10 protein-coding genes are annotated in these 13,084 nt (G+C 44.1%); 2 read left to right on the top strand and 8 right to left on the bottom strand.

Going from position 1 to position 13,084, the window contains the following annotated elements:
* The first annotated feature begins 110 nt into the window (after window positions 1–110).
* Both GFS31_RS11315 and mnmG read left to right on the top strand, forming a co-directional pair.
* Entirely contained in the window at window positions 111–725 is a 615-nt protein-coding gene (locus tag GFS31_RS11315; RefSeq protein WP_198804931.1) for a hypothetical protein, read from the top strand.
* Window positions 726–884: 159 nt separating this feature from the next.
* Window positions 885–2,804, top strand: coding sequence for a tRNA uridine-5-carboxymethylaminomethyl(34) synthesis enzyme MnmG (mnmG, locus tag GFS31_RS11310; RefSeq protein WP_198804930.1), 1,920 nt, complete (start codon window positions 885–887; stop codon window positions 2,802–2,804).
* 17 nt (window positions 2,805–2,821) lie between these two features.
* On the opposite strand, the gene GFS31_RS11305 is transcribed toward mnmG, so the two are convergent.
* From GFS31_RS11305 to GFS31_RS11270, 8 genes are all read right to left on the bottom strand, one after another.
* Window positions 2,822–3,172, bottom strand: a complete 351-nt coding sequence (locus GFS31_RS11305; protein ID WP_198804929.1) for a winged helix-turn-helix transcriptional regulator — start codon at window positions 3,170–3,172, stop codon at window positions 2,822–2,824.
* A gap of 534 nt (window positions 3,173–3,706) precedes the next feature.
* A complete protein-coding gene (locus GFS31_RS11300; protein WP_198804928.1) occupies window positions 3,707–4,915 on the bottom strand; it encodes an ArnT family glycosyltransferase in 1,209 nt (402 codons plus the stop codon).
* A gap of 208 nt (window positions 4,916–5,123) precedes the next feature.
* Complete coding sequence (locus GFS31_RS11295) at window positions 5,124–6,002, bottom strand: glycosyltransferase (RefSeq protein ID WP_198804927.1); 879 nt, start codon at window positions 6,000–6,002, stop codon at window positions 5,124–5,126.
* 497 nt (window positions 6,003–6,499) lie between these two features.
* The gene (locus GFS31_RS11290) at window positions 6,500–7,285 is read right to left on the bottom strand and encodes an FkbM family methyltransferase (RefSeq protein WP_198804926.1); all 786 of its coding nucleotides are present in this window, start codon (window positions 7,283–7,285) and stop codon (window positions 6,500–6,502) included.
* 62 nt (window positions 7,286–7,347) lie between these two features.
* On the bottom strand, window positions 7,348–8,193 hold the full coding sequence (locus tag GFS31_RS11285) for a sulfotransferase domain-containing protein (RefSeq protein WP_198804925.1): 846 nt from the start codon (window positions 8,191–8,193) through the stop codon (window positions 7,348–7,350).
* Window positions 8,194–8,244: 51 nt separating this feature from the next.
* Entirely contained in the window at window positions 8,245–9,540 is a 1,296-nt protein-coding gene (locus tag GFS31_RS11280; RefSeq protein ID WP_198804924.1) for a flippase, read from the bottom strand.
* A 309-nt stretch (window positions 9,541–9,849) separates the two neighbouring features.
* Window positions 9,850–10,824 (bottom strand): NAD-dependent epimerase, encoded by a 975-nt coding sequence (locus GFS31_RS11275; protein ID WP_198804923.1) that lies wholly within the window; start codon window positions 10,822–10,824, stop codon window positions 9,850–9,852.
* Between the two features lie 369 nt (window positions 10,825–11,193).
* A complete protein-coding gene (locus GFS31_RS11270) occupies window positions 11,194–13,080 on the bottom strand; it encodes a polysaccharide biosynthesis protein (RefSeq protein ID WP_225907389.1) in 1,887 nt (628 codons plus the stop codon).
* Window positions 13,081–13,084 lie beyond the last annotated feature (4 nt).

The following is a 13,084-nucleotide window of genomic DNA, read 5'->3' as shown; positions in this document are numbered from 1 at the left end:
ATAGTCAGCGTAGATCGTCAGCCAGCAGGGCTGTGGGTTTCTTCTAAACTCACCCCTCGAACTCTTTAGAATGAAGTAGCCCTGGGCCATCATTGTAGGAGGAAAGCGAGATGGGATTAGCCTATTGGTTGTTACAGACCGCTGGCAATCGCGACCCTTGGGGCGATTCTATGGTCGTCACGGAGAGATCGTTCTACGTGCTGGCGGGGATGGTGCTGCTGTATTTTCTGGCGGCAGGGGTCGTTTGCTGGGTCAAAAGTCGATCCTTTCTCTTCTTGGTCTGGATGGCGCTGGCCGTTGTTGTCACAACAATCTTGGGCCTAGGTCTAGGAATTGCCATGCTCCAGACGTTTTTCCCAGAAACCTTTGAAAGCCAAGGCGGTGGCATTCTCTTTCTAGTGTTCTTCATTCCGCTGTTTCTGGGTTCTGGGTTGTTGATTGGGGTATGGTCGGTGGCCTGGGGCTATTGGTTTGGGGCCAGCCAGCAAAATCTCTCCAATTTCCTACTGTGGCAGGGAGTGGGTCTACTGGGCAGCAGCCTAGTGGGAAGCCTGCTGCCGCTGATCATGGTGCTCCTCTTCAGCACCATCGCCGAAGGGCTGTTTCCTAACACTTTTGACCCTGTTTCCCCTGCCGTTCTCGGTGCACTGGTGGGTAGTTGTCTCAGTTCAGCCTTGGTGCATAGCTTCATCGCCCTAGTGGTACGGATTTTCTCCTCGTCCTAACCTAGGGGAACTCGGCCCAATTCCCCAGACCTGACCCGCTAGAATTAATGTGGCGGACTAGTGCCTTTCATCTCGCGCCAATTTCGGCCAAGCTTTGTTAACTTTTCGGATTGGCCCTTTTTTACTTGATCCTTATTATTCACCCCTTGCCCAACGCCCATGATTGCCCCCGATACCGCTGACTTTTTGGATGAATATGATGTTGTCGTTGTAGGGGCGGGGCATTCCGGCTGCGAGGCGGCCCTGGCGTCGGCGCGGCTGGGCTGTCGCACGTTGATGATTACCCTGAATTTGGACAAAATCGCGTGGCAGCCCTGCAATCCGGCAGTGGGTGGCCCTGCCAAGTCTCAGCTCACCCATGAGGTGGATGCCCTGGGCGGCGAAATTGGCAAAATGGCTGACCGCACCTACCTGCAAAAGCGCATTTTGAATAACTCCCGTGGCCCTGCGGTGTGGGCCTTGCGGGCACAGACCGACAAGCGGGAATACGCCGCCGTGATGAAAACCATCGTGGAAAACCAGGACAACCTGACCATCCGCGAGGGCATGGTGACGGACTTGGTGCTGGGGCCAAACGATGAGGTAATCGGCATCCAGACCTACTTTGGAGTGGCCTTTCGCTGTCGGGCGGTGATTTTGACCACCGGGACGTTTTTGGGCGGCACCATTTGGATTGGCGACAAATCCATGGCGGCAGGACGGGCCGGGGAATTTGCTGCCGAGGGGCTGACTGACACCCTGAATCGCCTGGGTTTTGAAACCGGACGATTGAAAACGGGCACCCCGGCGCGGGTAGACCGTCGCTCTATCAACTTCGATATTCTGGAACCCCAACCCGGTGATGAGGACGTGCGCTGGTTCAGCTTTGACCCAGAGGTGTGGGTTGAGCGTGAGCAAATGCCCTGCCACCTCACCCGCACCACCGCCGAAACCCATCGCCTGATCCAAGACAACATCCACCTCTCGCCCATCTATGGCGGCTGGGTCGATTCTAAAGGCCCCCGCTATTGCCCCAGCATTGAGGACAAAATCGTTCGCTTTGCCGACAAGGAAAGCCACCAGATTTTCCTCGAACCTGAAGGCCGCGATATCCCCGAAATCTACGTCCAGGGCTTTTCGACAGGACTGCCGGAAAAACTGCAACTGGCCATGCTCCGCACTCTTCCTGGGTTGGAATACTGTGCCATGCTGCGCCCCGCCTACGCCGTGGAGTACGACTATCTCCCTGCCACCCAGTGCTACCCCACCATGATGACCAAGCGGGTGGAGGGGCTGTTCTGCGCCGGACAAATCAACGGCACCACCGGATACGAAGAAGCCGCCGCCCAAGGCTTTGTGGCCGGGGTCAACGCCGCTCGGTTGGTGAAGGGCCAAGATCTGCTAATCCTGCCCCGCGAAGGCAGCTACATCGGCACCCTGCTCGACGACCTCTGTACCAAAGACCTGCGGGAACCCTACCGAATGCTCACCTCCCGGTCGGAATATCGCCTCTTGCTACGGTCTGACAATGCTGACCAACGACTGACCCCCTTGGGACGGGAAATTGGCCTGATCGACGACCGTCGCTGGGACTTGTTCACCCGCAAATACGACCACATCGCCGCCGAAAAAGATCGCCTGCAAGCCACCCGCGTCAAGGAAAATGACCCCGTTGGTCAGCAAATTGTCGCCGACACCGACCAGCGCATCAAAGGCTCCATCACCCTCGCCGATCTGCTCCGTCGTCCCGGCTTCCACTATGTAGATCTGGATCGCTACGGCCTAGGCCATCCCGACCTCAGCCGCGAAGAAAAAGAAGGGGCCGAAATCGACATCAAATATTCCGGCTACATCCAGCGGCAACAAAACCAGATCGACCAAATCGCCAAAAACGCCAACCGCAAACTGCCTGAAACCCTCGATTACATGACCATCGACACCCTCTCCAAAGAGGCGCGGGAAAAGCTCAACCAGGTGAAACCCCTCACCATCGGCCAAGCCTCCCGCATTGGCGGGGTGAATCCTGCGGATGTCAACGCCCTGCTGGTACATCTAGAGATCCAGTCCCGCCGTAGTGAGGTGGTGCTCACTGGTGCTTAGGGAATATTGCAGAGCAGTCATTGGCCAAGCCAGTGCTCCCCTACCTGACTGAGGGCAGCTATGATGGGCTGGATTTCCCGTCCCTTCTCGGTCAGAGCATACTCTACCCGGGGCGGCACCTCAGGAAACACCGTGCGTGTCAGCAAACCACAACGCTCAAGTTCGCGTAGGCGAGCAGTCAGAGTTTTGGTGCTAATGCCGGGAAGAGCTGCAAGAAACTCATTGGTACGACGGTTGCCCTGGAAAAGCTCTCCCAAAATTAGGATAGCCCACTTGTTGCCAATGTAAGATAGCACGTGGCGAACTGGACAGTGGACATGTCCATCCTGGGTAGAGCGGACGGGAGCAACCTGAACAGAATGAAGCATTGGCATCACTCTCCTTGAGGATGTCGCTTCCCATTGTGAAAGATTATTCCGTCGTTGATGGTTATTCTTGTTGCAGATAGCTCAAATTTAATTTTTTCTTAATAAATATCTCGTTGCTGACCTCCATACTAGCCTCAAAGCCAGACTGACCATTGTAGTTTAGCCACTCAGTAGTTTAGCCACTCAATCTTAGCTCCCCTAATACATCAGTCAGTCATTAACTTGCTGAGCGAGATCTTCATCCACTTCTCTAAAATGAGGCTAAGACATGATGCCCTGGTTGCCTGACACAAGTCCCGAAAGCCTTGAAAATGCGTTGTCTTGGAGCCGAAGCCTATAGCCCTTGGGTTGGAGCCGGAGAGCTTGGCTGAAGGGGCTTTTGGGCCAACGTCCCCCACGAGAAATCAGGGGTTTCCAGAGATGTGTCAGGCAGTCAGCATGATGCCATCCTCTTTCCCCATGGAAAAAGTTCTGAATAGCTTTTGTACTAAGGTTTTAATAGTGAGATAAAGGAAAGATATTTTCAGACTCCCATCACCTCTCTAGTCGTCTCCCTATGAGCATTCTTTTCGATTTACTAGTACGAGAGCTATTTTCTTGGAATAAGAAAGAGACTGATCCAGGTAGCAAAAGAAGAAGGAAGACGATCAGTTTAGCCCTATGACGAATAGCAGTACCGTAATTTGATGTGGAAAAGGCAAGCAAAAAAATTAACGCCAAGACAGCGGCCAAAACAAAAATCAAAAAGGAGTCACTAGTTTTCTGTTGCTTAGAGATAACTCTATTTTTAACAATCAATAAAATGATTAACACGTATAGAGAGGCATCAAGAATGCCAAAAAGGTCAGACAAGCTTGATATCATCCAAGGGAATGGAGAAAAAAGGAAGTATACAAATCGAATAGGGGCATGTAAGATCAAGTCGGTTGGCCTAGAGACTTGGAGACTTGACAAATAAGTACCACGATTGATTTCTCGTGCTCGTGATGCTTGAACATCGAAGATGATTTGCGACAACTGCTGTAAGCTAAAAGCGTTAAAATCTTCAATTAATCTTGCGAACTTTGCAAGTCCAAATCCACTATACAAGGCCGTAGTTAACAAAACCAGAAGAATCATTGAGACAAGAATAAATCTGCCCCGTTTCATTATTCTTTTTTTCTTACTTGACAACTGGTTTATAAAAGTATAGATTGCTAGGACAATAGGAACAATAATAAAGACAGAGTGCAAAGATGCAGCTAATAAAAAACAAATTAAAAATCCAAGAAAGTTTACTGCTCTTCTAAACTTAAAAAATCTGGCCAAATATAGGAGTCCAAGAGAAGAGAAAAAGTGTATTGGCGCTTCCCTTAACAGTACAGTAGACAAAAGTATCATGGAGGGAAACAAGGCGGCAATCCACGCGCATCGAACAGCCCACCTCTTTCCCCACAAGAAACAACTGAGAAGATAAATATTGAGTACAGTTAAAGAACCAAACAAGACATTTAGAAGTATCATTGCTAGCGGCAATCTACCAATAAAATAATAAATAAAGCCAATAAATCTTACATAGTACTCAGATCCACTTCTAGGTACATCTCTGGAGAATACTTCCCAAAAACCTGACTGACTGAGGAGCCAGGCTGTGTTATCGTTGTAGACGGCATCGTCGGAAGAATAAGGTAATGTGACGAAGTAAAATCCTATGATAGCTATAATAAAACGCAAAGCCAGAGCGAATAAAAAAGGTTTAAGCATATCTCACTTGTTTTTCTCAATTACGGAAAATTCATTTTTAGATAATTGATTGAAAATCAGAAATGTAGTGACATAAGTCTTTCTTCAAAACGACTATAAAATATCAAGCGTCGTTAATATTAAACCCTACATCTCACTACGTTATAGTCAACGGAGTTGATTGAAAAAATAGCTTGCGGGTCAGCAGGTTCAAAACAGACCAATAGCATCAAGACTTTCTGTTTTGCCTTATTTTGTAAATATTCTTCATGGCCCAATGTTTAAGCCTAGCACCTCCAACCATATCTAGTAAAAATTTAAGTATAAAAGAGATCGGCTTTAAAAGCCTCTCTAGAATGCTAAAACTTGACGGATGCCTGCTGCTAAGCCTCTGAAAATCTAGATAAATTTTATAAGCCTCCTTAAAAGTATGTTTTTTAGTGCTAAATCCACCCAGAGTTACGCTTGTAATTTCTAAGTCTAGGTAATAGGCATAAAATTGTTGGCAGGCGCGCAAAGTATAGTCAGTATCACCGTATTTGATAAAATGAATATCATATTTATGATTTGAATAAAATGACCTAGGATAAAAAATAGACTGGTGATGAGGTAAACGATTGATATTGTCTATTTGATGTATCCTAGAGTCTGGTCGAACAGCAGGACGCTTCCAGTGAGTTAGTTCACTATTAATATTTACTGATCCATAAAAGATTAGATCAAGATTCTCGACCTGAAGAATAGACTCATAAGTTTGGTTGAGAACATCATTGCTTGAAAACTTATCGCCCGCATTTAGAAAAAAAATAAAGCGTCCAGATGCCATGGATCTGCCCTTATCCATCGCGTCGTAGATACCACTATCCATTTCGGAAACGTAGTTGTAAATTATCTGCGGACAGGTTGTATTACTAGCAATGAATTCCTCAATCGCTAAAGCAGTACCGTCGGTTGAAAGACCATCAACCAGAACATGTTCAATGATGAGTTCTGGACTACTATAAGTCCCTTGATCTTTAACGCTTTGAAGTGTTTTTAATATGGAATCTTTCTCGTTTCTAACAACAGTAATAACGCTAAAAAATGGAATTCTAACTCCTACTTCCATAATTTATGCAAGCTCCTAACGCCTTACAATGACTTTACTTTCTTCTAGAAACAATGTTATCCCTTTGCGCAGGATAGCATTGTTTTCCAGTCGATTTACAAATTAAAGTGGGCTAAGGTTCAAAGAGAGCATGGGAAAAGCCTAAAATCTAGAGGTGCCAAAGTGAGGATCAGGATTTTTCTCAATAGTTACCATCGGATAGCAGTTCGCCTAGATTGTTCATGCCTTCTTTCCTTGATTTCTAATTGACTTTAAGTTCAGTCAGGTTCATATGGACATATAGAATCAATATTCGAGAATCCACAAAATATTGAAGTAATCTACAGCACTTTTGAATCACGTGAGGCACAGTGCAAGGCTCAAACTCCTAGTCATATCTTGATCCTATGGTTCAAAGTGCTCCTTACTAGATTAATTACGGCTGTATTCAGGTTTTCATCTTAGTAAGATCACAGCAAGCGCTAGTCGATCAGTTTCTAAATTCAACTTCTTTGGGATTATCTTTTGCGCGCAACAACTATGCCGTCCGGTTGATCAGAGGGAGTAAAGTCCTCAAACTCGATACTGTAATCGAAGGAAGATAGAATCTCTATTACTTTTTGATGGCAGAAAAGTCCATGGGTTCCAATGATGAATACTTTAACTTTTCCTGACTCCATAGCTTGAGACGCGCCAGTGAGAGCTTCAATTTCCAATCCTTGAATATCCATTTGGCATAAATCAACAGGCTTTCCTAAGTGTTCAGAAAAAGCATCTATAGTGGTTGTATTGATTTTTACAGTCTTTTCTTTCTTTCTTAGTTTTAGGGAGATCAGAAGACGTTTAGCTAGTCTTCTCAATCCAAGTTTTGTTCTGGCAGTGAGACTGCGAGTGGAGTTAAAGCCTAATGCTATTTTGCTGCCATAGGAGCTTTCAACAAAATCTTGACTAGAGCTAGATGAACTGATGCCCTCAGCATAAATGTGAAAGTCACCTTCACTAAATGTATTCAGAAGTATATTTTCACGGAAATAGTTGCGGTGTGTTTCAAGCGGTTCAAAGGCGTGAATATCAAGGCTTGGAGATTGCTGCTTAGCCAGCAAAGCATAATAACCAATGGCAGCCCCAATATTCAAATAACAGCCACCTTCTGGAATTGAGTTAATGATCTTAAGAAAGATTTCTTCTTCCAGTGGCTCATGAAGATTATGCTTCTGATAACGTGCCTTTTGGGCGTCAGTCAGATGCTTTTCATATACCTTGATTCCATTATTGAATTGATGGACTAGTGCAGTTTCAGTCATTTCTTAAAACCTTAGTTAAGGGAGATTAATTCAGGGTCGCCAAAGGTGAACAGCTAATATTGCTAGGGTTTCATCGACTGAGCATTACCAGTAGAAGCCTCTAAATATCCTGCTTCCACCATGCCCGATTGAAACTTCTCGATCACTTTTGCACTGATTACATCAGGTAAACTTTCGACCCACCCTCCCGATCGTCCTTCCCGAACAAAAAACATATCTTTCCGAGATCCTCGCAAGGCTGCTGAATTGCTGCCCGTTGTTTTTTCAAGTTCTCTCATTTTTTTGAATGAGCTTAGTTCCAGCGATCTTTGCACGGCATCGTCTGATGCGTTCAATCCAATAAAATTAGCAACCTTCTTTGTCTCTAGAAAAGGCTCCTTAATCAAGTCCTCATATCTTAATAACAAGAAGTCCTGGGAATTTTTCCTGGCACCCAACCATCCTCCAACATGATCTTGCCAGGTTCCAAACTTATCAATCTTGCCATGCAGAAAATCCTGGGCAAAATCATCCAGTGGGTGAGACTCTGAGAGCTTCTTTCTCAAGATTTTATAGTGGTAGTAAGAAAGCAAGACATCCCGAGGATCTCGTACGATATAGATAACCTTTCCATAACGGACATCTAGATATTCGTGGCTCTTTAAGATTCTTGGCCTTGATATTTTTCTGAGCTTGGCAGCAGAAACCTTGTATATATCAGGCACGATCAAGTCAATATTAGAAAATGAAATATCTGTAGCAGAGTTAATAAGATTAGCAACAATAAATCTAAGCCAAGTGTTTCCCGACTTAGGATATGACACTAGGAAGATATCCTCATCTAACACGTTGACCGATCTTTTCGGTGGCACGTAAGCATGGATTAAGCCTGTCAGTTTATCGAACGAAGAGATAACAGCGGTCTTCACAGCAAATCCACCTGTCTTGAGAAAATATGACTGATAAGGTTGGCCACAACCTCACAAAGAGTGAAAACCAACGATTGAGGAATCCAATCCCAACTTAGCTCTAAGTCTAATCCATAAGAAGATATTCCATATCAAGTAGGATATCAGTGTTGTGATTGCGGCTCCAATTATACCATACCGAGGAATTACTATCAGATTCGCCAGCAAATTGAAGAATGCACTTAAGAGGATGCCCTTCAAGGATTCGTTCTCATTCCTGGTCATATTCAAGATGGTTGCTACTGGCCCGAATGCAACATTCACAAGAGTTGCGCCTGATAGAATCATTAGGGCTGGAGCTGCTTGCGCAAAAATATCGCCGTACAAGTTCCTCAAGATGAACTGACCTTTAAATATATAGATGAGACAAAAAGGCATAAAAATGAATAGACTTACCCTAGCGCCCAAGGTAGAAATCTTTGCAAGCTCTGCCCTATTCTCTTGCTCATAAAACCTAGAAATATAGGGTGATATCACAGAATTAATTGTCAACATAATGCCTGACAAAGGAAGAATTAATTGTATACAGGACTGATATAATCCAACCTCTTCAGGTCTCCTGAAAAAACCTAGCATTATGATATCTGCTTGAGTATTAATGAGATTAATTCCGTAAAACAAGGTAAAAGGAACAATGGCAGAAAGCCATCCTTTAATATGGTAATTTACATGACTAGAAAAAACTTCTTTGGGAATTACTTTAAGTACCAGAATAAATCCAAGGAAACCAGAGATCATGGAGGAAAGAAGCCTAGCGGACATAGCATGAGGTGGTGATAGGCTTCTTTCATGTAATAGTAGCCATAAAATAAGGGCAATATTAATCCATGGAAGAACTATTCCCTCAGGCAAAAAAGCAGATACAGGATGTCGTAGACCTCGCATCAAAGCAGTTCGAATCAAAGATAACGAATCGATAGGTAAAGCAAGGATTGCTATCATGAAAGTCTTCGGATCAAGAATGCCAGAGTTGTCGTTGATAAAAAATAGGACTATGCCTACAGATAAAGAAATTACAAGAATTGATATGCCAAGTACGACACTTATGCTCCACTGCAATAGTCCTTTTAGTAGTCCCCAGTCATGATTAAGCTCAAAGGTTGCAGTTTCACGAATAACGACCTGCTGAATGCCTGCATTAATAGGCAAGGACAAAATCACAATAACGGAAAGGGCATAGGCATACACACCATAGTCTTCTGCACCCAAAGAACGTGCAAGAATAGCAGAAACCAGAAGCTGCCCAGCTTTTTGAGCAATACCAATCAGTCCAGTGCCAGAGATTTTTTTGATTATTTTTCTTCTCATAATCTTTAGCTCCTATTAATAAGATTGAGGCAATAGCTAGTAAAATTCAAAGTAAGCTGCCTTATACAGATATAGCTCTCTAGCTTAAATTTTTATGTTTTAGAGTCAGAAAGCCATTTGTTGTTATATGTGATCCAGGCAAGTCCTAAAGAAAGATATTGTTGTAAAGTAACCCTGGCAGAAAGTCAATTCAAGGCAAGATTACTTCACCTTTAAGGATCTTTTCTCAATCACCTTAAAGTGCCATAAGTTGTAAGAGTCTCCCTCATGTAAGAACTTTACCTTGAGTTTTTCAGCCAATGTTTAAGCCTAAATCCCATAAAAGTTTCGATACCAGGCGACAAATTTTTCCAAGCCAGATACTAATGGCGTATTAGGAGCAAAGCCTACGTCTGCTACCAAATTATCAACGTCGGCATAGGTTTCGACCACATCTCCGGGTTCCATGGGTAAAAATATTTTTTCAGCCTGTTTCTCTAAACATGTCTCTAAAGTTTCAATAAACTCGGCTAGAGCAACTGGACTGTGATTGCCAATGTTATAAAGACGATAGGGGGCTATAGGGGGAGCCTTCTGAGGAATATGGTTGAGAATTCTTACTACACCCTCAACAACATCATCAATATATGTAAAGTCACGGCGCATCTTCCCATGATTAAATACTTTAATTGGTTTACCTAAAAGAATAGAATTTGTAAAGGAGAAGTAAGCCATATCTGGTCTGCCCCAAGGGCCGTAGACTGTGAAAAAACGTAGACCAGTGGTTGGTAAATTATAGAGATGGCTATAGCTGTGAGCCATCAGCTCATTTGCTTTCTTAGTTGCCGCATACAAACTTACTGGATGATCAACATTATCATCAACAGAGAAGGGGATTTTAGTGTTAGCTCCATATACTGAGCTGGAAGATGCATATACCAAGTGCTCAACATTCTGGTGGCGGCATCCCTCTAAGACATTGACAAATCCAACAAGATTGCTATCTACATAAGAATGGGGATCTTTAAGGGAGTGTCGAACTCCTGCTTGTGCTGCTAAATGTACTACTATTTGCGGTTGAACCTGACTAAATATGCTAGATGTTTCTTCGCGCGAAGCTAGATCAAGCTTGAAGAACTCAAAATTTACTCTGGGAAGAATTTGTTTGAGTCGTCCCTGCTTGAGAGCTGGATCATAGTAGTTGTTGAGATTGTCTATTCCTATGACATGCTCTCCTTGATCAAGTAAAGCCTGACAGACATGAAAACCAATAAAACCAGCAGCACCAGTTACAAGAATTTTCATTTTTATGATTCTCATGCGTTGCATCTAGCTAATCATAGCTTATTACTTGGCCTATACCTAACATCAATAAAACTCTTGCTACTCAATGGATTAATACAGCGCTTTTGGATCACGTGAGGTACAGTACGAAGCTCAAAGCCCTTGTTATATATGAATCCTAGCTCTCAAGATGTACCTCGCTAGGTCGAGTGCCGCTGTAGTAATTTCATTGTATTTGTAACATCAATACCCCTGTAGGATATATCTTTCAGCAGCTATTTTATATGCTGATAAGTCTAGATGACTACCCTGTAATACTGGTGGGGTTACACAAAGGCAATGTCAACAAGATTCGACTCGATTAGCAGGTCTAGTTTGATAAAAATTAGACTAGACAACCCAGTTGCTTTCTTGCTTTATCTGCTCTGAAGCTAAGAGCACAGCATTATCTTTTGGCTGGTATTCAGGCACAATGACTTTGAGGTATTTCTTGATAGCAACGGTGTCATTCTGAGTAGCTGCTTTCAGCAATAAGTCTAAATACAGATAGAGATGAGATGGATCAACGTCACCATCCTGAGCCATAAATATTTTTGGATGTTGGGTCGGAGCAGCTTTAGTACGATCAATGAGAAGCTCCTCGTAAAGCTTTTCTCCAGGTCGTAGGCCAGTTATTTCTATGGCGACATCAACATTAGGAGTTAGTCCACTCAGATGAATCATCTGCTTTGCTAGATCATAGATTTTGACGGGCTTACCCATATCCAATAAAAATACTTCGCCTTGTAAACCCATGGCACCAGCTTGTATGACCAATCGAGCAGCTTCAGGAATGGACATAAAGTAGCGCGTTACATCAGGATGAGTGACCGTCACGGCTTTTCCTGACCTAATTTGCTCACTAAATCGAGGTACGACTGACCCAGTGCTTCCGAGAACATTGCCGAATCGAACAATGCTAAATCGAGTGGTATTGCGATGGGTAGCAATAGCCTGCAAGATGAGCTCCGCAACTCGCTTTGTTGCTCCCATAACATTAGTCGGCCGCACAGCCTTGTCCGTCGATATCAAAACAAAGGTGCCAATATTCTGCTTGAGAGCAACTTCAGCAACGGTCTGAGTCCCTAAGACATTATTAACGACAGCAGCTCCGGCGTTATACTCTACTAGGGGAACATGCTTATAGGCCGCAGCATGGTAGATAGTATTAACCCGATGTTGCTTTAAAACAGCTTCTAATCGCACAGAGTCAGTTACAGATCCAAGGCAAGCTGTACAAGCTAAATCAGGAAAAGTCTCACTCAGTTCGAGATCAATCTTGTATAGAGCAAACTCATTAAGTTCATAAAGAATCAAATGCTGTGGACTTTGGAGAGCAATTTGACGGCACAACTCCGATCCTATGGAACCTCCAGCGCCAGTCACAAGAACTGCTTTCCCTGCTATATCTGCTGCTAGGAGGGATTCATCAGGTAAGACCTCGTCACGATTTAAGAGGTCTTTAATGCTGACTGGAAGCAGCGCATTAATTCCTGTTTTCCCCGATATAATTTCTTCCAGGGTCGGAACAGTTTTCACTGTTACGGGTAGAGTTGATAGGGAATCAAGGATTGACGCTTGCTCTTGCCTGGGGACAGAAGGCATGGCAAGAAGTAGCGTTTCAACCCCATGATCATTGATTAGCTTAGGCAGAAGTACAGGGTTGTACACCATAATTCCGCCGACTAGATGAGATTGAATTTGAGGATTGTCATCGACAAAAGCCACAATCCTAAATTCGCGGCCTGAAGACAAAACCTTAGCAAGCTGAGAACCTGCCGTTCCCGCTCCGTAGATGATTAGGGGTCTTCTAGGGTTGTGGATAGCTTCAGAGTAAACTAGGAACTGAGCAAGGGAGCGGACTCCAAGTACCAACAGAAATGTCCAGACCAGATCATTGATCCAAAGAATAAAAGAATAGTCTAGATATGGCACTAATGCCAAAAGAAAACCAAAGGCTATGCTAGACAGACCTACACCTTTCCACAGTAGGTCAGGGCTGATATATTTTAGGACAGAACGATGTAAACCCACCGCATAAAAAACGAGGGTCTTAACTATCATATTCAATAAAATCAGAGGCTCATAAACTGATAGCTCATCGATAGACAGAACACGTTGTTGAGTCAGGCAAATAGCAATATATAGAGCTAAGGTGATGGCAAAAACATCCGTCAGCCAAAGAATGTAAAGCTTGGCTCGGCGGGGAAGTGTAGCTAGTTTACGGAATAGACCCATGGAT

This window comes from Leptolyngbya sp. BL0902, assembly GCF_016403105.1.
GTDB lineage: Bacteria > Cyanobacteriota > Cyanobacteriia > Phormidesmidales > Phormidesmidaceae > Nodosilinea.
The sequence above is the reverse complement of the archived record's forward strand: the minus strand, read 5'-3'. Positions and strand labels throughout refer to the sequence as shown.